At 65.9% G+C, this 20,068-nt stretch carries 18 protein-coding genes; 8 read left to right on the forward strand and 10 right to left on the reverse strand.

Translation table 11 applies throughout. The features are described 5' to 3' along the window. Positions 1–46 precede the first annotated feature (46 nt). The 4 genes from GV068_RS21690 (at position 47) to GV068_RS21705 (ending at position 4,305) form a co-directional block, all read left to right on the forward strand. Positions 47–505: an Hsp20 family protein gene (locus tag GV068_RS21690; RefSeq protein WP_159702799.1), complete on the forward strand. Its 459-nt coding sequence runs from the start codon at positions 47–49 to the stop codon at positions 503–505. A 225-nt stretch (positions 506–730) separates the two neighbouring features. After that, positions 731–2,251, forward strand: coding sequence for a Do family serine endopeptidase (locus GV068_RS21695; RefSeq protein ID WP_159702801.1), 1,521 nt, complete (start codon positions 731–733; stop codon positions 2,249–2,251). Positions 2,252–2,299: 48 nt separating this feature from the next. Next, complete coding sequence (locus GV068_RS21700) at positions 2,300–2,962, forward strand: response regulator transcription factor (RefSeq protein WP_159702803.1); 663 nt, start codon at positions 2,300–2,302, stop codon at positions 2,960–2,962. Beyond that, positions 2,959–4,305: an ATP-binding protein gene (locus GV068_RS21705; RefSeq protein ID WP_159702805.1), complete on the forward strand. Its 1,347-nt coding sequence runs from the start codon at positions 2,959–2,961 to the stop codon at positions 4,303–4,305. Before GV068_RS21700 ends, GV068_RS21705 begins: the two co-directional genes overlap by 4 nt. Here the strand turns inward: GV068_RS21705 and GV068_RS21710 are convergent. Beyond that, positions 4,295–4,477, reverse strand: a complete 183-nt coding sequence (locus GV068_RS21710; RefSeq protein WP_159702807.1) for a hypothetical protein — start codon at positions 4,475–4,477, stop codon at positions 4,295–4,297. The genes GV068_RS21705 and GV068_RS21710 overlap by 11 nt on opposite strands. Before the next feature lie 313 nt (positions 4,478–4,790). Here GV068_RS21710 and GV068_RS21715 point away from each other — a divergent pair, with 313 nt between their 5' ends. Continuing rightward, positions 4,791–5,918: a branched-chain amino acid ABC transporter substrate-binding protein gene (locus GV068_RS21715; RefSeq protein ID WP_159702809.1), complete on the forward strand. Its 1,128-nt coding sequence runs from the start codon at positions 4,791–4,793 to the stop codon at positions 5,916–5,918. 11 nt (positions 5,919–5,929) lie between these two features. Beyond that, positions 5,930–6,181 (forward strand): antitoxin Xre/MbcA/ParS toxin-binding domain-containing protein, encoded by a 252-nt coding sequence (locus GV068_RS21720; RefSeq protein WP_159702811.1) that lies wholly within the window; start codon positions 5,930–5,932, stop codon positions 6,179–6,181. Positions 6,182–6,285: 104 nt separating this feature from the next. On the opposite strand, the gene GV068_RS21725 is transcribed toward GV068_RS21720, so the two are convergent. The 4 genes from GV068_RS21725 to GV068_RS21740 all read right to left on the reverse strand — a co-directional run bounded on the left by GV068_RS21725 (position 6,286) and on the right by GV068_RS21740 (position 12,371). Then, positions 6,286–6,468, reverse strand: a complete 183-nt coding sequence (locus GV068_RS21725; RefSeq protein ID WP_159702813.1) for a hypothetical protein — start codon at positions 6,466–6,468, stop codon at positions 6,286–6,288. 91 nt (positions 6,469–6,559) lie between these two features. Beyond that, complete coding sequence (locus GV068_RS21730) at positions 6,560–8,284, reverse strand: response regulator (RefSeq protein ID WP_159702816.1); 1,725 nt, start codon at positions 8,282–8,284, stop codon at positions 6,560–6,562. After that, positions 8,271–9,764, reverse strand: a complete 1,494-nt coding sequence (locus GV068_RS21735; RefSeq protein ID WP_159702819.1) for an ATPase domain-containing protein — start codon at positions 9,762–9,764, stop codon at positions 8,271–8,273. Before GV068_RS21735 ends, GV068_RS21730 begins: the two co-directional genes overlap by 14 nt. A 186-nt stretch (positions 9,765–9,950) precedes the next feature. After that, positions 9,951–12,371: a TonB-dependent siderophore receptor gene (locus GV068_RS21740; protein ID WP_159702822.1), complete on the reverse strand. Its 2,421-nt coding sequence runs from the start codon at positions 12,369–12,371 to the stop codon at positions 9,951–9,953. Positions 12,372–12,648: 277 nt separating this feature from the next. Here GV068_RS21740 and GV068_RS21745 point away from each other — a divergent pair, with 277 nt between their 5' ends. Beyond that, positions 12,649–14,181, forward strand: a complete 1,533-nt coding sequence (locus GV068_RS21745; RefSeq protein ID WP_159702825.1) for a methyl-accepting chemotaxis protein — start codon at positions 12,649–12,651, stop codon at positions 14,179–14,181. Positions 14,182–14,195: 14 nt separating this feature from the next. Here GV068_RS21745 and GV068_RS21750 read toward each other — a convergent pair whose 3' ends face one another. The 3 genes from GV068_RS21750 to GV068_RS21760 form a co-directional block, all read right to left on the reverse strand. Further along, positions 14,196–14,720: a PH domain-containing protein gene (locus GV068_RS21750; protein ID WP_159702828.1), complete on the reverse strand. Its 525-nt coding sequence runs from the start codon at positions 14,718–14,720 to the stop codon at positions 14,196–14,198. A 19-nt stretch (positions 14,721–14,739) separates the two neighbouring features. Beyond that, on the reverse strand, positions 14,740–15,936 hold the full coding sequence (locus GV068_RS21755; protein WP_159702831.1) for an acyltransferase family protein: 1,197 nt from the start codon (positions 15,934–15,936) through the stop codon (positions 14,740–14,742). 90 nt (positions 15,937–16,026) lie between these two features. Next, on the reverse strand, positions 16,027–16,719 hold the full coding sequence (locus GV068_RS21760) for a sigma-70 family RNA polymerase sigma factor (RefSeq protein WP_159702834.1): 693 nt from the start codon (positions 16,717–16,719) through the stop codon (positions 16,027–16,029). A gap of 147 nt (positions 16,720–16,866) precedes the next feature. Here GV068_RS21760 and clpP point away from each other — a divergent pair, with 147 nt between their 5' ends. Beyond that, positions 16,867–17,481 carry an ATP-dependent Clp endopeptidase proteolytic subunit ClpP gene (clpP, locus tag GV068_RS21765; RefSeq protein WP_159705394.1) on the forward strand — a complete coding sequence of 205 codons (615 nt, stop codon included), beginning with the start codon at positions 16,867–16,869 and terminating at the stop codon, positions 17,479–17,481. A gap of 60 nt (positions 17,482–17,541) precedes the next feature. Here clpP and GV068_RS21770 read toward each other — a convergent pair whose 3' ends face one another. Both GV068_RS21770 and GV068_RS21775 read right to left on the reverse strand, forming a co-directional pair. After that, positions 17,542–19,383, reverse strand: coding sequence for a M61 family metallopeptidase (locus GV068_RS21770; protein ID WP_159702837.1), 1,842 nt, complete (start codon positions 19,381–19,383; stop codon positions 17,542–17,544). Between the two features lie 126 nt (positions 19,384–19,509). After that, positions 19,510–19,983 carry an RcnB family protein gene (locus GV068_RS21775; protein ID WP_159702840.1) on the reverse strand — a complete coding sequence of 158 codons (474 nt, stop codon included), beginning with the start codon at positions 19,981–19,983 and terminating at the stop codon, positions 19,510–19,512. Positions 19,984–20,068 lie beyond the last annotated feature (85 nt).

Below are 20,068 nucleotides of genomic sequence, written 5' to 3' on the forward strand. Positions count from 1 at the left end.
GATGAGGTCCGGCAACTTATCGCTTAACCTAAAAAGGATATTTATCATGCGTACTTTTGACCTGACTCCCCTGTACCGTTCCGCCATCGGTTTCGATCGCCTGGCCAACCTGCTCGAGCAGCGTGGCGAGCCGAGCTACCCGCCGTACAACATCGAACTGGTGAGCGAAGACCAATACCGCATCGTGATGGCCCTGGCCGGCTTCACCCGCGACGAAGTGGAAATCGTGACCGAGCGCGACACCCTGCACGTCACCGGCCGCAAGCAGAAGGACGAGACCCAGCGCACCTTCCTGCATCGCGGTATCGCGGCGCGCGACTTCGAACAGCGCTTCCAGCTGGCGAACCACGTGAAGGTCACCACCGCATCCTTCGACAACGGCATGCTGACCATCGAACTGGTGCGCGAAGTGCCCGAAGCCTTCAAGCCGCGCAAGATCGCGATCGGTGACGCCAACGGCAACACCGGCAATGTCCAGGCGCTGGAACAGCGCGAGGCGGCGTAAGTCTCACAAGGGACCGAACGCCCGCCGTACAGAGTAACAGCTTGAAAGAGGGCGTCCCGCGGGGCGCCCTTTTTGACGATGGGGACGCGGTTTTTACCCACTGCGGTTAAGAGTAGCCTAAGCGTGAAAGTTGCCAGCTTAAGCATGGTCTAAGCCAGCTTTGGGACACTACATCCATCGATAGACACCATCATCGGTCAACCATTTTCCATCAGGAGCACATACATGCGTAACGAAGGTGCCGTCACTGCCATCACTGCCAAAGGACTGACGCTGGCCCTGTGTGCCGCGGGCGTCATTGGCGGAGCGGTCGGTGCGCTTGCAGTCAACCACAACAACGTTGCAGCCGAACCTGCGCCCGCCGCTGTCGCTGCACCCGCCCCTGTTGCCGCAGTGGCTCCGGCGCCTGCCGCCGCGCCCGCGACGACCGTGACCCTGCCGGACTTCACCCGCATCGCCTCGCAGAACGGCAAGGCCGTGGTGAACATCCGCGTGGTCGGCGGCATCAAGACCGCGAACCGGGGCAACGTACCGGAACTCGATCCGCGCCACCCGTTCTATGAATTCTTCCGACAGTTCCAGGACCCGCGCAGCAGCGGTCGTGGAGCACCCGTTTTCGGCGCCGGATCGGGCTTCATCGTAAGCCCGGACGGCGTCATCCTGACCAACGCCCACGTCGTGCAGGGCGCCGACGAAGTCACCGTCAAGCTGCAGGACCGCCGCGAATTCCGCGCCAAGGTCGTGGGCTCCGACCCGCGCACCGACGTGGCCGTGCTGAAGATCGATGCCAAGAACCTGCCGGTGGCGCCGCTCGGCAAATCGAGCAAGGTCGCCGCGGGCGAATGGGTACTGGCCATCGGTTCGCCATATGGCCTGGAGAGCACCGTCACCGCCGGCGTGGTAAGCGCCACCGGCCGCAACCTGCAGGACAACCAGGTGCCCTTCATCCAGACCGACGTCGCGGTCAACCCGGGCAATTCCGGCGGCCCGCTGTTCAACACGCGCGGCGAAGTGGTGGGCATCAACTCGCAGATTTACAGCCAGACCGGCGGCTACCAGGGCCTGTCCTTCTCGATCCCGATCGACGTCGCGGTCAAGATCAAGGACCAGATCATGACGACCGGTAAGGTGCAGCATGCCAAGCTGGGCGTGGGAGTGCAGGAAGTCGGCCAGGAATTCGCCGATTCCTTCCGCCTCGATTCGCCGGGCGGTGCCCTGATCCAGAGCGTCGAGCGTGGCGGTCCGGCCGACCGCGCCGGCCTGAAGCCGGGCGATATCGTCCGCAGCATCAACGGCCAGCCCATCCTGGCCTCGATCGACCTGTCGAGCAACGTCTCGATGTCCAAGCCGGGTGAGCGCGTGGCGCTCGACGTCTGGCGCGACGGCAAGCTGGTGCGCATCGATGCGACCCTGGGCGACGCCAACGAGAAAGCCAAGCGCAGCGCGCCGGAAGAACTGGCGGCGAACGATGACGGCAATGGCGCCAAGCTGGGCCTGGCCCTGCGTCCGCTGGAGCCGATCGAACGACGCCAGAGCGGCATCGCCTCGGGCCTGGTGATCGAGGATGCGCAAGGCGCTGCCGCGATTGCCGGCGTCGAGCCGGGAGACGTTCTGGTAGCAGTCAACGGGCGGGCGGTCAACTCGCTCGCCCAGGTCCGCGACGTGGTGGCGAAAGCCAACAAGTCGGTGGCCTTGCTGATCCAGCGCGGGAATGACAGAATCTTCATTCCGGTGCGGATTGGTTAAGGGAAGCGTAGCGTCCTCGGCCCGCACGGTTTCAAGAACGGGGAATTCATGCGGCTATTGCTGGTAGAAGACGATACGATGATCGGCGAAGTAGTGCTCGACCTGTTACGGGCCGAGCACTACGCCGTCGACTGGGTCAAGGACGGCGAGATGGCCGACACGGCCCTGCTGCAGAACCAGAACTATGACCTGGTGCTGCTCGACCTGGGGCTGCCGCGCAAGGACGGCCTCGAAGTGCTGCGCTCGATGCGCACGCGCAAGGACCGTACCCCGGTGCTGGTCGCCACCGCACGCGACTCGGTGGCCCAGCGCATTGCCGGACTGGACGCCGGCGCCGACGATTACGTCCTCAAACCCTACGACCTCGACGAACTGCTGGCGCGCATCCGCGCGCTGCTGCGGCGCGCCGCCGGACGCGGCGAACCGGTCTTCGAATACAAGAACATCTCGGTCAACCCGGCCACCCGCGAAGTGCTGGTGGACGGCGCCAACGTCGCGCTGTCGGCGCGCGAATGGGCCGTGCTGGAAGCCCTGGTGGCGCGCCCGGGCGCGGTGCTGTCGCGCGCCCAGCTGGAAGAAAAGCTGTACAGCTGGCGCGACGAAGTCTCCAGCAATGCGGTCGAAGTCTATATCCACGGCCTGCGCAAGAAGCTGGGCAGTGACCTGATCCAGAACGTGCGCGGCGTCGGCTACATGGTCCCCAAGGCATGAAGTTCATCAGGCCCAGGGTCACGCACTCGCTGCGTGGGCGCCTGCTGTGGTACCTGCTGGCGGCGATCACCCTCGCCGCGCTGGCGCAGGCTTCGATCGCCTACCGCACGGCCTTGCACGACGCCGACCAGATCTTCGACTACCACATGCAGCAGATGGCGCTGTCGCTGCGCTCGGGCACGCCGCTGTCGAACACCGAGGCGCAGCAGCGCCTGGAAGCCCAGGCCGAAGGCGGGACCAACAACGACGACATGGTGGTGCAGATGTGGTCGCCCGACGGCGTGCAGGTCTTCCATAGCGTCTCGCGCGCCAAGCTGCCGCAGCGCGCGGTGCTGGGCTTCTCCAACGTCAAGGCCAACGGTACGGTCTACCGCGTGTTCTCGATCCAGACCGCGAACCAGACGGTGCAGGTGGCCCAGGATCTCGCCGTGCGCCGCAACATGGCCGGCAACCTGGCGCTGCGCACGCTGGGCCCGATCGCCGTGATGATGCCGATCCTGATGCTGGTCGTGTGGTGGGTGGTGAGCGGCTCGCTCGACCCGGTGGCGCGGGTGCGCTCGCAGGTGGCGTCGCGCCAGGCGGACGATTTGTCGCCGGTGTCGGAAGCCGGCCTGCCTGACGAGGTGCGCCCGCTGGTGCAGGAACTGAACCTGCTGTTCGGGCGCGTGAAGACCGCTTTCGACGCCCAGCAGACTTTTGTCGCCGACGCCGCGCACGAATTGCGCACGCCGCTGGCCGCGCTGCGGCTGCAGGCGCAGAGCCTGGAGCGCGCCGAATCGCTGGACGCACGCAAGCTCGCGGTGTCGCGCCTGACCGCCGGCATCGACCGCGCCACCCGCCTGGTCGAGCAGCTCCTGGTGCTGGCACGCCAGGAAGCGGCCGCCACCAGCACGGCGGCCCGCCCGGTCGACCTGGCCGAGCTGGCGCGCCGCACGGTGGCCGACTTGGCCGGGGTGGCCGCGGCCAAGGGCGTCGACGTGGGCGTCCAGCACGCCGATCCGGCAGTCGTCGAAGGGCAGCCGGACGCGCTGCACATCCTGCTGCGCAACCTGGTCGACAACGCCATCAAGTACACGCCGGCTGGCGGCACCGCCGACATCTCGGTGCGCAGCGACGCGGGGCAGGTGGTGGTCACGGTCGAGGACAGCGGTCCCGGCATCCCGCCTGAGGAACGCGAGCGCGTGTTCGATCGCTTCTACCGGGTTGCCGGCAGCGAAGCGGCGGGCAGTGGGCTGGGCCTGGCCATCATCAAGGCCATCGCCGAGCGCCATGGCGCTGCCTTGACGCTCGGCCAGTCCGAACGCTTGGGCGGCCTGTCCGCCACGGTCAGCTTCAAGTCCTAGCGCCGCCCTGGCAGCCCAGCTTGCGGTAGCGTTCGCGCAGGATGAGCAGGTCCTGCTGCACCGATTCCATCACGGCGGCGCGCGTGCGCCGGTCCGCCTGTTCCGATTCCAGGATGGCCGCACGCAGGCGGCGGCATTCGTGCTTGTGCTGCAGGCCGGCGCGCGGTCGCACTGCGGCAGCATCCAGGCTTGAAGAAGATGGCTGGGCGTGCGCCGGCAAGCAAGAGAGCAGGGCGCCGGTCGTGAGAACCGCGGCGCGCGAGGCGATGGTGAGAATGGTGGTCTCCGTGATGCTGGAGGATGCTCGGCCTCGCCGGCTCCTCTCGTATTTATGTGAGTCCGGGAGGATACAAGAGTTTCCGTATTGAATTCTCTCCAATTGTAACAGTATGAGCATGTCCGCTTCGGCAAGCAGAACGCGCAGGCGGTAGAATGGCCGTTTTGCTCAACGGGGCGCACCCCCGGCGGATATTGACGAGGAATCGATGAAGAAGCATGCAGTCCTGTTGGCGACGTGCGCATTGGCGGCTAGCGCCTCCGCGCAGGAAGTGGTGAGAATCGGCCATGCGGCCGCCGTGACCGGCCCGGTGGCCTACTTCGGCAAGGACACCGAGAACGGCGCGCGCATGGCGATCGAGGCGCTCAATGCCAAAGGCGCGGTCATCGCCGGCAAGAAGGTCCGCTTCGAACTGGTGGCCGAGGACGACGGCGGCGATCCGAAGCAGGCCACCGCCGTGGCGCAGAAGCTGGTGGACCGCAAGATCAACGGCATGGTCGGCCATGAAACCTCGGGCACCACCATCCCGGCCTCGAAGATCTACCATACCGCCGGCATTCCGCAGATCTCGCCGTCTTCCACCTCGCCGGCCTACACCCAGCAGGGCTTCAACACGACCTTCCGTGTGGTGGCCAACGACGTGCAGCTGGGCCAGGCGCTGGGCCGCTATGCCATCGGCAGCATGGGGGCCAAGCGCGTCGCCGTGGTGGACGACCGCACCGCCTACGGCCAGGGCCTGGTCACCGAGTTCTCGCGCAGCCTGCAGAAGCAGGGCGGAAAGGTGGTGGCCAAGGAGTTCACCAACGACAAGGCGACCGATTTTTCCGCCATCATCACCCGCATCCGCGCCACCAAGCCGGACCTGGTCTTCTTCGGCGGCATGAGCGCAACCGCGGGCCCGATGCTGCGCCAGATGAAGCAGCTCGGCATGAACGTACGCATGATGGGCGGCGACGGCATCTGCTCGGACGAGATCCACAAGCTCTCCGGCGGCACCATGGTCGACGGCCAGGTGGTGTGCGCGGAAGCGGGCGGTGTGCAGGGCGAGGCCAAGGCCGGCATGGACAAGTTCCGCGCCGACTACAAAAAGCGCTTCGGCATCGACGTGCAGATCAACGCACCCTACGCCTATGACGCAGTGATGACCATGGCCGAGGCAATGGTGAAAGCTGGCTCTTCGCAGCCGGCGAAGTATCTGCCGGTGCTGGCCAAGATCCAGTACAAGGGCGTCACCGGCCCAATCGCCTTCGATGCACGCGGCGACATCCGCGACGGCACCATCACGCTGTATTCGTTCAAGGGCGGCAAGCGCTCGGTCCTGAGCGTCACCAAATAAGGAGCGGCAGCATGACGAGCGAGGATCCCATCAAACCGGATGCTTTTGCAGCGCTGAAGGAGCGCTTCGGCCAGCAGTCGCGCAAGGCGCAGGCCTATTACACGGTGATGCACGAAGTGCGCGCCATCGTGGGCAATGACGATGCGGCGAGCGCCTGGATGAACGAAGCCCAGGGCGCGCTCGGCGGCAAGAGCGCCGCCGAGGCGGTGGGCGAGGGACGCGAGGACGAGGTCCTGGCCTTTGTCCGCTCGCTGAAGAAGTAAGCCTTCTTACAGGACGCCGAAGATCAGCAAGACGATCAGGGTCAGCACGACCGAGACCACGATGGAGCCGAGGCAGCCGAGTTTGTTCGAGAAGAATAGGAACATCAGTCCCCCGGTCCTTCGCCCGGCATGGTGTCGGCCATCAGCCTTAACTCTTCCGGCGTCAGCTCTTCCGGCTTCTTGTTGGCCAGGCCATCCAGCTCGGCGGCGGCGTCCTGCTGCGCCTTCTGCTGCCCCTGCTGAGGCGCGCCCTGCGCCTGCTCCTGCGATTTCTGTTCGTTGCTCATGATGTGCTCCCGGATGCCATGGTCCAAACGATGATGGAGCCAGTGTGGCACAGGGCGGTTTTGGGCGGCGTCCGGCTCGCTGCCGGGCCGCTCAGTGGTGCGGCGCGGACGGGTTGACGCGCCCGAGCGCGCGCTCGACGCTGCGCGCCAGTTCCGCCAGCTGGAAGGGCTTGCGCAGCAGGATGTCGTCGCCCAGCACCTCGTCGATCGCATGCATGTCCGCGTAGCCGGTGGCGATGATCATCGGTATCCCGGGGAAGACCTCGCGCGCGCGCAGCATCAGTTCGGCGCCGGTAATCCCGGGCATCAGGTAATCGGTGATGATCAGGTCGGGGCGTCCGTGCTGCAGTTCGCGCAGGGCCGCTTCGCCACTGGCGGCCTGGCTCACCGCGTGGCCAAAGGCTTCCAAGGACAGCACCATCGATTCGCGCACGAAATTGTCGTCCTCGACCACCAGGATGTGCACGCCCGGTCCTGCGTCGGGCGCCGCGACCGGCAGGGGCGCCACTTCCTGCTCGCTGCTGCCGTCCCAGGCGCGCAGCCAGATCTCGACCGTGGTGCCGACCGCGGGCTGGCTCAGGATGCGCGCCGCACCGCCCGATTGCTGAGCCATGCCATACACCTGGCTCAGGCCGAGGCCCGTGCCCTTGCCGACCGCCTTGGTGGTGAAGAAGGGCTCGAACACCTTGGCCACCAGCTCGGGTGGCATGCCCGGACCGTCGTCGGTCACGGCGATGCGCACGTAGTCGCCCGCCGGCAACAGGCCTTCCGGCGGCCGGGCATTCCCGGCCTGGAACAGCAGGTGGCCGCTGCCATCCATGGCGTCGCGCGCATTGATGGCCAGGTTCAGCAACGCCATCTCCATCTGGTTGGCGTCCGCGAACACGCGCGCGCAGTCTGGCGCAACCTCGAAGCGCAGGCCGATGCGCGAACCGAGCGAGGTCGCGACCAGTTCGCGCACGCCGTCGAACAAGGCATCCACCTCCGCCGGACGCAGGTCGAGGTTCTGGTTGCGGGCGAAGGCGAGCAGCTGGCTGGTCAGCTTGCCGCCGCGCTGGCAAGCGCGGCGCGCGATCTCGGCGCGCTGGCGCGCCACTTCGTCTTTCGACAGCAGCAGGATCAGGTCCATGCTGCCCTGGACCACGTTGAGCAGGTTGTTGAAGTCGTGCGCGATGCCGCCGGTCAGCCGGCCCACCGCTTCCATTTTCTGGAACTGCACCATCGCCTGCTGCACCCGCTCGCGCTCGATGACTTCGTTCATCAGGCGGTCGTTGGCCTGGGCCAGCGCGCGGGTGCGCTCTTCGATGCGCGATTCCAGGGTTTCGTTCAGCAGCAGCAAGGCCTGCTGACTCTGTTCCAGGCGCGCCGCGGTGCGCGCGCCGTCGGCCAGCAGGTCGCGCGCGTGGTATTGGCGGCGGCGCGCGCGCAGTGCGGAGCTGGCGGCGCTGCGCAAGGTCTGGGCATTGAACGGGCGTTCGAGCAGGATGATGTTGCCCAGTTCTTCCAGCCGTGCCCGGGCCGCGGCCGCCGCCGGGCCAAGCGCCTTGCCGAGCAGGAGCACGAAGGGAAAGTCCGACCACGGTTCCTGCTCCGCCAGCCAGGCGTACAGGGGAACGAGATCGGCGCCATGCAAGGCCTCTTCGGCCAGGATGGCCATGCCGGCCCCTTCGCCGACGGCGGCCGTCAGCATGCTGAAGTCGGAGATGACAGCGCAGGCAGCACCGTCCTGTGCCAGTACGGCGCACATGACCTCGGCGTCGCGTCCGCGCGGCGCGAGGATCAGGATACGTTCTTCGTGCCGGTCAGGCGCTGACATCGGGAGGAATGTCCGACATCATCGGCGTCGCACCACGGTAGCTGGGCAGGCCGGTCAGCACGCCATCGAAGCCTTCGAGCGGTGCGCCGACCTTGATGCCATCGGCGCCCAGTTGCAGCTCGTGGATGGTGAGCGCATGCTCCGCCGCGCGGCTCTTGATGACGGTAATGGCGCGGCGCAGGCGGCCGTTCGATTCGAAAAAGCGCAGCAGGACCGTACTGTCGCTCAGGTAGCTCAGGTCGACGTCGGATTTCACTTCGCCGATCATGCCGTGCTGCCCCAGCACCAGCATCGTGGTGACGCCCTGCTGGTTCAGGTAGGACAGCAGTTCGTGCATCTGCAGGATCAGGTACTGCTCGCCCGGCATCGCCTGCAGGTAGGCATTCAGGCTGTCGATGACGATGAAGCCGACCTTGCGGACTTCGACTGCATCGCGCAGCATCTGCGCGAATTCGCCCGGCGACAGCTCGGCCGGGTCGATGTGGTGGATGCGCAGCTGGCCGCTGTCCACGTATTTGCGCAGCTCCATGCCGAAGGCGTGGTTGCGCGCGAAGAAGGTGCCGAGACCTTCGTCGAACAGGTAGAACGAGGCCTGCTCCCCGCGCTCCATGGCGCTCAGCAGGCAACGGGTGGAGAGCGTGGTCTTGCCGATGCCGGAAGGGCCGACCATCAGGGTATTGGTGCCGCGCACCAGGCCGCCGCCGAGGAGGGCATCCAGGCCGTCGGACCCGGTCGGGTGCACCATGGGGACAAAGTCGCTCGCGTGTTCGGCCGCGACCAGGCGCGGGAACATGGTGATGCCGCCGGTGTCGAGGAGATAATCATGGTAGCCGCCGCGGAAGCGGATGCCGCGCATCTTGATGATGTTCACGCGGCGACGTTCCTTGCCGAATTCCTTGGCGATCTGTTCCAGGCTGATCACGCCATGCGCGATGCTATGCAGGTGCTGGTCGGACTGGCTGGTCTTGTCGTCGAGGAGCAGGACAGTGCAGGCGCGCGATGCGAAGAACTGCTTGAGGGCGAGGATCTGGCGCCGGTAGCGCAGGGGGTTCTGCGCCAGCAGGCGCATTTCCGACAGGCTGTCGAACACCACGCGCACCGGGCGTACGGCGTCGATCCGGTCCATCACGTTGCGGGTGGTTTCGCCGAGTTCGACCTCGGAAGGATGGAACACCGATTGCTGGGCGTCCGGATCGAGGTCGGTGTCGCCGGCCAGTTCATAAATCGACAGCACGCCGATGTCCCAGCCATGACTGGCCGCCACCGCCGCCAGTTCGTCGGCGGTTTCGGACAGGGTGATGTACAGGCCGCTTTCCTGCTTGGCCGCGCCGTCGAGCAGGAACTGGAGCCCGAGCGTGGTCTTGCCGGCGCCGGGCGAGCCCTCCACCAGGTAGATGCGCTGCGGCGTGAGGCCACCGCCGAGGATGTCGTCGAGACCGGCGATGCCGGTGGAGATACGGTCGGGTACGGCGGTGGTCATAGTGCGGCCTGCAGGTGCCGCATCATGCGGCGTGGGTGGGGAACGTCGCATGCTGCCGACGCGATTATGCGAGGCATTATATACGCAAGCAATTGTGTTGATTCCGCATTGTTACAAACGCAGATACAACTTTTAATAAAAAAGGGTCCCCGCAGGGACCCTTGCTGTCTGCGACCCCAGCCGCGGTCAGAAACGGTGCGACAGGCGCGCGAACCAGGCCGCGCCGTTCAGGCCGAACTGCACGCTCTCGTACTTGAAGCCGTTGTCGGTTTCGTTCGGATCCTGTTCGCTCGGCTTGACGTTGAAGATGTTGGTGCCGCCGACGGTGAACTTGGTTTTCGCGTCCATCGCCCAGGTGAAGGACAGGTCGGCCGAAGTCTTCGCCTTGTAGTACTGGTTCGGCACCGGCGGGCCCGAGAAGGTGCCCAGGGTCTGCGGGCCGAAGTGCACGACACGCAGCGCGGTCTCCCATTTGCCCAGGCTGTAGTCGAAGCCCAGCGTGGCCTTGCGGCGCGGCGCGCCTTCCTCGATGAACAGGCGCTCGCGCTCGGACAGCAGCACGTCCTCGAAGCCGCGCAGTGCGCTTGGCGCATGGACGCCGGTCACTTCGGTCTTGCTGAAGTTTAGGGCGAGGAAGGTATTCAGCTTGCCGGCGCCCAGGTCGCTGCGGTTCGACAGCGTCACGTCCAGGCCCTGGGTCTTGGTATCGACCGAGTTGACGAAGAACTGCGCCTGGCCCACGCCCAGCTGCTGCAGGGTGGTCCCCAGGGCAGGGTAGTTGTCGGCGTCGAAGCGGCCCGACAGCACGATGCGGTCGTCGATGTTGATGCGGTACAGGTCGGCCGTCAGCGAGGTCGCCTGGCTCGGCGACCAGGTCAGGCCCAGGGTGTAGCTCTTCGACTTTTCCTCGGTGAGCTTGGGGATGCCGGCGGCGTTGGCGACGCGGCCGCCGTTCGGCGCCAGCACCACGTCGAGCGGCTGGCCGCTGACGAAGTCGGTGAAGGTCGAGGAGAAGTACACCTGCTGCAGCGAAGGCGCACGGAAGCCCGTACTGGCCGAGCCGCGCAGCAGCACGCTCGGGCTGATCCGGAAACCCGCGGCAAGCTTGCCGGTGGTGGTCGAACCGAAGTCCGAATAGCGTTCGTGGCGCAGCGCGGCCTGCAGCTTGAGGTGCTCGGAGAGGTCGGTCTCGATGTCGAGGTAGGCCGCGCTCGAGTGGCGGTCGCTGTCGGTGACGTCGCCCGGCTGGAAGCCCGGGAAGCCCTGGCTGCCGGCATTGCCGCCTACGCCGACGCCGTCGGCGTCGATGTAGGAACCCGGTTCACCCGCCTCGATCTTGTAGTTCTCGCGGCGGTGCTCGAAGCCGAAGGCGACGTTGGTGCCATTGCCCAGGCCTTCGTAGAAGCGCGAGAAGTCCAGGTTGGTGGTGGCCTGGCGGAAGGAAAAGCCGCCGGCGTCGAAGATGCTGGCGCTGATGCCGCGCCCGCCGCGGCTCAGGTCGCGGTTCGCGATCGACGCGTTCAGCGTGTTCGCGATGTGGTACTTCATGCTGTTGTAGCCGAGGGTCTGCGACAGGTCGGTGTTCCATCCGGCCACGTCGAAGCGGTAGCCGACGGTGCCCCAGCGGTCGTCGATGTCGCCGTTGATGAAGGGGACGAAGCCGTTCGGGTACATCGCGGCCGAGTTGCGCGAGGGGATGTCCTCGGAGCCCACGCCTTCGCGCGCCCAGGCCGCCGACGAGGCATCGCGGTTCTGTACGCCCGCAGTGAAGTAGACCTTGCCCGGACCCGCCGGAATTTCGCCGTTCAGGTAGAGGGTGCTGTTCTGCGACTTGGTGTCGCCGATGATGCGCGGATTGCCTTCCTCGGCGCGGTTCGAGCGCCCACGGTCGTAGTACTCGCCGGTGATGCCCAGCACGCCGCCGCCGACGGCCACGCCGCAGTAGGCCGAGGCCAGGTAGTTGTCGCCGTCGCCTTCGGTGTACTGGCCGAAGCCTGCCACCATTTCGCAGCCCAGGCTTTTCTTCAGTTCGATGTTGATCACGCCAGCGATCGCGTCCGAGCCGTACTGCGCGGCGGCGCCGTCGCGCAGCACCTGCACGTTACGGATCGCCATGACCGGAATCGCGTTCATGTCGGTGCCGGTGTTGCCGCGGTTACGCGCGCCGAACAGGTTCACCAGTGCGGTGGTATGGCGGCGCTTGCCGTTCATCAGGACCAGGGTCTGGTCGGAACCGAGGCCGCGCAGGGCCGCGGAATCGACCAGGTCGGCGCCGTCGGCGCCGGTCTGGCGGGTCGAGTTGAACGAGGGTGACACGTTGGTCAGGACCTGGGCCAGATCGAACTGGCCGCCCTGTTCGGTAGCCTTGGCCATCGAGATGGTATCGACCGGCACCGGCGTCTCGATCGCGGACGAGTTGCCGACGCGGCGCGAGCCGACCACGTTGACGCTCTGGATGTTGCTGCCGTCGGCGTTGGCCGACGCTGAGGGAGTAGGGGCCGTCGGCGCCGTGCTCTGGGCGTGGGCGGCTGGGTTCAGAAGGCTGAGTGCGGCGCCGCCGTACAGGGCGAGCAGGACCGATTGGGGAAGGCGTTTGAGTGTGAGCACAAGTTTTCTCCGAGGGAAAGCTGGATACTAAACAATCCGACGGATGAGTACCAAGGAGCTGTAGCATTAACACAACGTTGTAAACATATAACCTAGGCCTATTTCGCACACGGTCGATTTTCTGTTGAATCCGAGCAACAACATTTCATATTTGATGAACTAAAAATTAATATTTTGTAGGAGTTGTCTTACTTTGCTCTAGTATGGATCAGGCCTGTGCATCCCTCTCTTTGGTGAGAACTTGTGCAAGACCCCATCACATAAGAGGAAGACAACGATGTTGAAGAACCTGAAAATCGGCGCCCGCCTCGCATTCGGCTTCGGCGCCATCGGCATGCTGACCTTGCTGCTGGCAGCGATTGTCCTGCTGCGCATGGGAGACACGGCGCAAACGGTGGCCGAAGAGAAGCACATCCGCACGACTCAGCTCGCGCAACTGGTCGAACTGCGTGAGGCGCTGGGACAGACCGGCCTGGCGGCCCGCAATGCCTACATCTACGAGCGCGACGAGGATGCGAGCAGGGAGCTCGACCTGCTGGACCAGCAACGCGCCATTTTCGTGGATCGCCTCCAGAAGCTGGAGCCGATCCTTGGCGAGCGCGCCGATTTCAAGAAGGCGAATGCCGGCCTGCAGGCCATGGCGCGCGAACTTGCGCGTCCGCGCCAGTACCGCAGTGCCAAGCAAATGGCCGAATTCGGCGCCTTCCTCGTCAACGAATGCAGCCCTTTGCGGCGTCAGATCGTGGCGGACCTCGACGTGGTCATCCGGAACATCGAATCGCAGATGAATGCGGCGAGCGACCGCGTCGACACCGTGCTGGCCAGCTCGAAGACCATCGTCGTCGCCATCGCCGCGATCGCACTGGCAATCGGCGCTTTCCTGGCCTACTGGGTCACGGTCGGCATCACCCGTCCACTGCGCGAGGCATCGCGGTTTGCCGAAGCCGTCGCGGTAGGCGACCTGACCGCCCGCATCGATGCTTCCTCACGCGACGAGATCGGCACACTGCTCCAGAGCCTGACGCGGATGAGCGCAGGCCTGGCCGGCATCGTCCATGGCGTGCGCCAGGGCACCGAATTCATCTCCACCAGCAGCCGCGAGATCGCGTCCGGCAACCAGGACCTGTCGGCCCGTACCGAAGCCCAGGCCAGTTCGCTGCAGCAAACCGCCAGCACGATGCATGTGCTGACCGACACGGTCGGCCGCAATGCCGCCGACGCGCGCGCAGCCAGCCAGCTGGCAGCCGAAGCCTCGCGCATCGCCGACCGCGGCGGCGCGATCGTGGGCGAAGTGGTCAAGACCATGGGCGACATCGGCCATGCATCGAGCCAGATCGTCGACATCATCTCGGTCATCGACGGCATCGCCTTCCAGACCAATATCCTGGCGCTGAACGCGGCCGTCGAGGCGGCCCGCGCGGGCGAGCAGGGACGCGGATTCGCGGTCGTGGCGGGCGAAGTGCGGCAGCTGGCACAGCGCTGCACGAATGCCGCAAGCGACGTGAAGGGACTGATCCATGCCTCGGTGTCGAAGATCGACGACGGCGCCGCCCTGGTCGACCAGTCCGGCAAGACCATGCGCGAACTCCTCGACAGTGTCCAGCGCGTGAACGTCCTGATCGAGCGGATCGCGGCCGCCAGCGATCAGCAAGCCGTGAGCGTACGCGAGATCAATGCCGCAGTGGGACAGGTGGATGACCTGACCCAGCAGAACGCCTCGCTGGTCGAGCAGGCTGCGGCGGCGGCCGAATCGATGCACGACCAGGCCCGGGACCTGGCGCGCCAGGTCGAGGTGTTCCGTATCGCCTGAGCGGGCGAAGCCTCTTACTGCCGGGCGCGCAGCAGCTCGGCGATCTGGTCCAGCTTCGCTTCGATCGCGCGCAGCGCGGCCAGCTGCGCGTCGCCCGCGCCTTCCTGCGGCCGGTGGCGCAGGGCTTCGCGCGCCTGCAGGATGCTGGCGCGGAAAGCCTGGGCATCGATGATGCCGGTCAGCTGCATGTCCGCGGCCTGGCCCGCGCTATGGCCGGCGGTCTCGAACTTCAGGGTGCTCAGGTCGAAGCGGCGCAGGATCGGCCCTTCGACGAAGGTCACGTCCTGGATGTTCTCGAGCGGGATGGTCTTTTCGGTGGTGACCAGGATGCCTTTCCGGTAGCGCAGGCTGCGCGCGTCGAGCTGGCATTCGAGCCGGTCGAAATAATGCTGGGCCCACCAGCGGCCGATCCCGAGGAACCAGACGATCGCCAGCGGGATGCCGACGATGGTCGACATCATGACAAAGCCGATCTTCACCACCAGGAAGGGCTTGATCAGGGGATTGAAGCGGGCGTGGATGGTGGCGGCGTCGTCCATGATGAGAATGTCAGAGGTGTCAGGCCAGCGCCTGGTCGCTGCCCGCCGCGACCGGCCCGGTTTTCTCCTGCTTCCTGCCGTTGAGCAGCACGCCGATGAAGGTGTGGCGCACCAGCAGCTGGTAGCTAAGCAGGCACACCACCGTCGTGGCCAGGATGTTCAGCGCCATTTTCGTGATTGCGCCGGCGGGCAGGGTGTAGAGCATGGCGCCGAAGCCGATCGTGCATAGCATGTGCACCAGGAACACCCAATAGGAGCTCTCGGAGACGTAGCGCAGCACGCGGTTCTGGTGCGGCACATAGCGCAGGAACAGGCCAATCAGGGCGAAACTCCACAGCCAGCTGGTGAGGTTGTAGACGTAGGCGATGCCGGCTTCCAGATGGGGGACGCTGCCCGGTCGCGTGGTGAAGATCTTGAAGCCCGCGAGCGCCACGACGAACACCGCGAAACCCAGCAGCAGATTGCGCCAGCAGGTCCGGGTCAGGTAGGGGAAGAGCCTGTCCTGGTGGCGCCAGGCCAGCAGGCCGCAGGTGAAGAACAGGCCGTGGTGCACGAGGTCGGGCAGCTGCGGGATGAAGGAGCCGTTCGCGGCCAGCATGCCGGCGCGGTAGAAGGAGCCGACGATCGCCAGCGGTACCGCGAGCAGCAGCGGCCCCCACCAGCTGCCGGCCAGTTTGACGAAGCCCGTGTCGACGCCGGCGCGCAGCGCAGCCGGCAGCCTGGCCCAGACCGGCGCCAACGCGGCGCTCAGGACGCAGAACCAGATCAGGTAGTACAGGAACCACATGTGCATGGTGTTGAAGGGCGAGGCGCCGGCGCCCTTGCGGGCCAGCAGCGAGACGTCGATGCCGACGGTGCCGCGCGCCATCAGGTGCACGTAGACCAGCATCAAGACCGTGGTGCAGACGATCAGCACCGGCCAGAAGACCACGAAGGGCAAGGCCAGGCGGCGCATGCGGTGCTTCAGCATGCCCTTGGGGCCGCGCCGCGCGATCAGCAGGGCCACGAAATAGCCGGCCAGGATGAAGAACACCGGCATGCGGAAGGCGTGGATGAAGACCAGGATCAGGTCGGCCACCGGCGTGGTCTGCGCGTCACGCCAGGGCAGGGGAGAAGGGCCGGTCGTGTGGTTGATGGCGACATGGAGCAGGATGCCGAGCCACATCATCACGGCGCGGAGGTTGTCGAATGCGTGAAGCCGGCTGGGCTGGTCCATTGCTTTCCCTGTGACGGTGACGTACCTGGTTGGACGTCCTCCGGCATTATATGTGGATGTATTGCAATATTTTCATGCAGGACCCGCATTTCATGCGGCGAGGGTGGGGCGGTAGCAGGCATCGTTGGCGGCGGCGCTGTTGCGTAGCTGGGGCGCCGGCGGCGCATACACCGACAGCGGCTGTTCGCCGGCGAGCAGGTTGACGAGCGTGGGCAAGTCCATGCCGTTGATCGCGGCCTCGAAGCGGCGCAGCAGCGCGCGGCACAGCTTTTCTTCCGGCGGCGCCTCCAGCGAGCGCGCGCGCAGCCGGCGGCGCGCCCGAGCCAGGTGCTGGCGCGCGTTCGCGCCGCTCGTTCCCAGGATCGCCGCGATGTCGGCATGGCTGCAATCGAAGGCTTCGTGCAGCACGAGGGCCAGGCGCTCGGCCGGCGACAAATACGCCAGCAGGCGGGCCAGCGCCTCGCCCAGGACGGCCTGGCGCAGCAGGCCTTCCTCGGGCAGCGCGGGCGGCGTCTCGGGCAGCAGTTCCATCGCGACGCGCGCCGCCGCCTCGTCGCGGGCGCGTCGGCGCAGGCGGTCGATCGACTGGTGCTGCACCACGGTCGTCAGCCAGGCGGCGGGCGTCGCCAGCGCGCTTTGCTCGGCGCCGTGCCACTTCAGGAAGCAATCCTGCACGATGTCCTCGGCCTCGGCGGCACTGCCGACGATGCGGCAGCTGATCGCCGTCAGGCGCGGGCGCAGCCGTTCGAAGTCGGCGCCGTCCGGGTCAAGGGTGGGTGGCATGGTGGTCTCCTGTCATGGTGGTCTCTCCACTTGACGCTCTAGCGCGCCAGGATGTGACAGGCGAGCGATATTTTTTTGGGGCCGTCACACGGCACCAGGGCCGGGCGTCATGCGGGTAGTTCCACTTTACCGCGAAAGGACAGCATGATGCCGAATTCCTCAATTTCTCCCATGGGACTGGGCCTGGTGCCCACCGTGATCGAACAGACCGGGCGCGGCGAACGCGCCTTCGACATTTATTCGCGCCTGCTCAAGGAGCGCGTGATCTTCCTGGTGGGCGAGGTGACCGAACAGTCGGCCAACCTGGTCGTGGCCCAGCTGCTGTTCCTGGAGTCAGACAATCCGGACAAGGACATTGCGCTCTACATCAACTCGCCCGGCGGCTCGGTATATGCGGGCATGGCGGTCTACGACACCATGCAGTTCATCCAGCCTGATGTGTCGACCCTGTGCACGGGTTTTGCCGCCAGCATGGGTTCCTTCCTGCTGGCGGCGGGCGCCATCGGCAAGCGCTACGCGCTGCCGAACGCCCGCATCATGATCCACCAGCCGCATGGCGGCTCGCAGGGCGTGGCGGCCGACATCGAAATCCAGGCGCGCGAGATCCTGTACCAGCGCCACCGCCTCAACAGCCTGCTGGCCGAGCGTACCGGACAGCCGCTCGAGCGCATCGAACGGGACTCGGACCGCGACAATTTCATGTCGGCCGGCCAGGCGGCGGAGTACGGCCTGATCGACCGGGTGCTGGAACGGCGCCCATGAAAAAACCGCGGCGCCGGTGCGGGACCGGGGCCGCGGTTTTGCGCGGATTGCGTGAAGCGCTTACGGCTTCTTCGGTGTCGATTCCGCCCTCGCAGAATCGTCCTTTGGCCAGGCCACGCCCAGCCAGGAAGCGTTCATCGACTGCTGCGCGCTGCTGGTCTTGTCGACCGACTTGATCTTGGCCTTGCCTTTCGGCTGCTGCCGCGGCGTGATCGGCATCTCGACCAGCTCGTCGCGGCGGAACAGGTGCAGCTTGAAAGGCGCGGCCTTGGAGAGCGACATTTTGTCGCCGATGTCCTTGCTTGAGACGCGCACGCCGTTCACCGCGACCAGGGTATCGCCCGCTACCACGCCGGCCTTCCATGCCGGGCCGTCGCGCTCGACGACGGTGACCACCGCCGGGTCGCTGCCTTCACGCAGGGTCCAGCCGGCCCACCATTCGGTCTTCTGGTCCGCATCCTTCGGCACGTCCACCAGCTTCTGCAGGCCGACCTGGGCCAGCAGGCTGTCGAACGGGATCTCCGCAAGGCCATCCACGTATTGGGCCCACCAGCCGCTCCAGTCCTGGCCGCTGACGGCGCGCAGCGCTGCCAGCACGGCCGCCACGTCGTAGCCGCCCTGGGCGGTCGAGTGCTGCTCGTACAGGATGCGGTGCATGTCTTCCAGGCCCTTCTTGCCTTTGGTCTGGCGGCGTAGCTCGATGTCCATCATCAGGGCCAGCAACTGGCCCTTGGAATAGATGTTGACCGAGGCGTTGCGGGCACGCTCGCCGCCGACGGCGATCCATTCGTCGAAGCTGGCGTCGGCCGCGCTTTGCTGCAAGCGCCCCGGCTGGTGCTGGTAGTCGTCGATCAGCTTGGCATACTCCTCCAGGAATTCGTCGCGCTTTTCGAGGCCGGCGCGCAGCACGATCAGCTCTTCGAAGTAGGAAGTGTGGCCTTCGGCGATCCACAGCAGGCGGTTGTAGTTCTCGTTCTGGTAGTCGTAGGGGACCATCTCCTTCGGACGGTAGGCCTTGACGTTCCAGGTGTGATAGAACTCGTGCGCGGCGACGCGCAGGAAGTCGAGGTAACCCTTGCGCGGTCCGTAGGTCCAGCGCGGTTTCTGGATCACGGTGGAATTCGCGTGCTCGGTGGCCCCGCCGACGCCGTCGGTGGCGTGGACGATGAACAGGTAGCGCTGGAAGGGATACTTGCCGCCATAAAGCTTCGCGGTTTCAAGCACGATCTTCTTCAGGTCGGTCATCATTTGCTTGCCGTCGTGGTTGCCGCGGCCCCAGATCGCCAGTTCGATGCTGCGGCCATCGACCTTGTCGGTGTAGAACTCGTGGATGCCGGTCTCGATCGGCGCGTCGATCAGCACGTCGTAGTTGGGCGCGACGAAGCAGTGGTCGCAGCTACCGGAATCCATGCCCGAGCGCGATTTCCAGCCCTGCGGCACGTCCAGCTTGACCTTGACCGGCTCCTTGCGGAACGGGGCGGCGTAGACGAACACGCCGCTGGCATCCAGGTAGGCGTGGGTATCGTCGATGTGGCGGGTGCGCTCGCCCAGCAGGTTGGCGTACAGCTCGTACTGCACCGTGACCGCGTCGCCTGGCTTGGTACGGACCTGCCAGGTGCCCTTGTCGGTCTTGGCGACCGGCAGTGCCTGACCCTTGGCGTCGAAGGCCTTGAACAGGCGCACGCCGTTGGCGAGGTTCAGGATGTTGTAGCGGCCGGTGCGCCAGTTCGGCATTTGCACGTCCAGCGTGGTGCTGGTGGCGGCCGGGAAGGTGGCGCGCACTTCGGCCAGGTGCTGGGCCGCATCGGTGATCTTCAGCTGGTAATCGACGTCGGCACGCGCGGTGGCGCTGGCGCCGAGCAGGAGCAGGGGAAGGGCGTAAGTGAGGAGTTGTGGTTTCATGTCCGCGGGATGGGTGAGCTCCGGTAGAGCGTGCGCGGAAGTGTATACCAGCTCGCGGGCGGCGGACAGCCTTGCTTGTGGTGTAAGTACGGCCGCGCCGTTTGCACGGCGCGGCCGGATAGCTGCTTAGTTGCTCAGCAGGACCTGTGCGATCAGGCCGGTGGCAATCGCGGCCAGTACGTAGTCGTTACCGGCGCGGACCCATTGATGGCCACGCGGAGGCGCGCTCAGGTGGCGGGCACGCCAGTCCGTGACGACATAGCGGCTGTCGCGGTATTCCCTGTCCAGGCGCTGGCCGCGGCGCAGGTCGTGGCGCGGGCCGCCGCCGCGCCGGTCGTCGCGATGAAACTGGCGGGCATCGTAATAGCGGTCGTTGTCGCGACGGTCGTTGTCGAAGCGGCGATCGTTGTCACGGCGGTCGTTGTCGTAGCGACGGTCGTTGTCACGGCGATCATTGTCGTAACGGCGGCTGTCCTGCCCGTAGGCTTGGCCGTTGCGGCTGTCACGGTCGTACCCATGGTCGCCGCGTTGGGCGAACGCGCTGCCGCTTGCGCTCATGGTCAGGGCAATCAGTGCCGATGCGATCAAGGTCGATTTCATTTTCATTCTCCTGGTGACGCGTGTGCTTTCGCGATGGGTCCATTACACCGCGAACCGGGCTTGGCAGGTGAATTGAATCGGTAAG

Source organism: Massilia sp. 9I (assembly GCF_902506415.1).
Taxonomy (GTDB): domain Bacteria; phylum Pseudomonadota; class Gammaproteobacteria; order Burkholderiales; family Burkholderiaceae_D; genus Telluria.

Coding starts and splice junctions, on each gene's coding strand:
- GV068_RS21690 (WP_159702799.1), top strand. CDS start 47: ATGCGTACTTTTGACCTGACTCCCCTGTACCGTTCCGCCATCGGTTTC.
- GV068_RS21695 (WP_159702801.1), top strand. CDS start 731: ATGCGTAACGAAGGTGCCGTCACTGCCATCACTGCCAAAGGACTGACG.
- GV068_RS21700 (WP_159702803.1), top strand. CDS start 2,300: ATGCGGCTATTGCTGGTAGAAGACGATACGATGATCGGCGAAGTAGTG.
- GV068_RS21705 (WP_159702805.1), top strand. CDS start 2,959: ATGAAGTTCATCAGGCCCAGGGTCACGCACTCGCTGCGTGGGCGCCTG.
- GV068_RS21715 (WP_159702809.1), top strand. CDS start 4,791: ATGAAGAAGCATGCAGTCCTGTTGGCGACGTGCGCATTGGCGGCTAGC.
- GV068_RS21720 (WP_159702811.1), top strand. CDS start 5,930: ATGACGAGCGAGGATCCCATCAAACCGGATGCTTTTGCAGCGCTGAAG.
- GV068_RS21725 (WP_159702813.1), bottom strand. CDS start 6,468: ATGAGCAACGAACAGAAATCGCAGGAGCAGGCGCAGGGCGCGCCTCAG.
- GV068_RS21730 (WP_159702816.1), bottom strand. CDS start 8,284: ATGTCAGCGCCTGACCGGCACGAAGAACGTATCCTGATCCTCGCGCCG.
- GV068_RS21735 (WP_159702819.1), bottom strand. CDS start 9,764: ATGACCACCGCCGTACCCGACCGTATCTCCACCGGCATCGCCGGTCTC.
- GV068_RS21745 (WP_159702825.1), top strand. CDS start 12,649: ATGTTGAAGAACCTGAAAATCGGCGCCCGCCTCGCATTCGGCTTCGGC.
- GV068_RS21750 (WP_159702828.1), bottom strand. CDS start 14,720: ATGGACGACGCCGCCACCATCCACGCCCGCTTCAATCCCCTGATCAAG.
- GV068_RS21755 (WP_159702831.1), bottom strand. CDS start 15,936: ATGGACCAGCCCAGCCGGCTTCACGCATTCGACAACCTCCGCGCCGTG.
- GV068_RS21760 (WP_159702834.1), bottom strand. CDS start 16,719: ATGCCACCCACCCTTGACCCGGACGGCGCCGACTTCGAACGGCTGCGC.
- clpP (WP_159705394.1), top strand. CDS start 16,867: ATGCCGAATTCCTCAATTTCTCCCATGGGACTGGGCCTGGTGCCCACC.
- GV068_RS21770 (WP_159702837.1), bottom strand. CDS start 19,383: ATGAAACCACAACTCCTCACTTACGCCCTTCCCCTGCTCCTGCTCGGC.
- GV068_RS21775 (WP_159702840.1), bottom strand. CDS start 19,983: ATGAAATCGACCTTGATCGCATCGGCACTGATTGCCCTGACCATGAGC.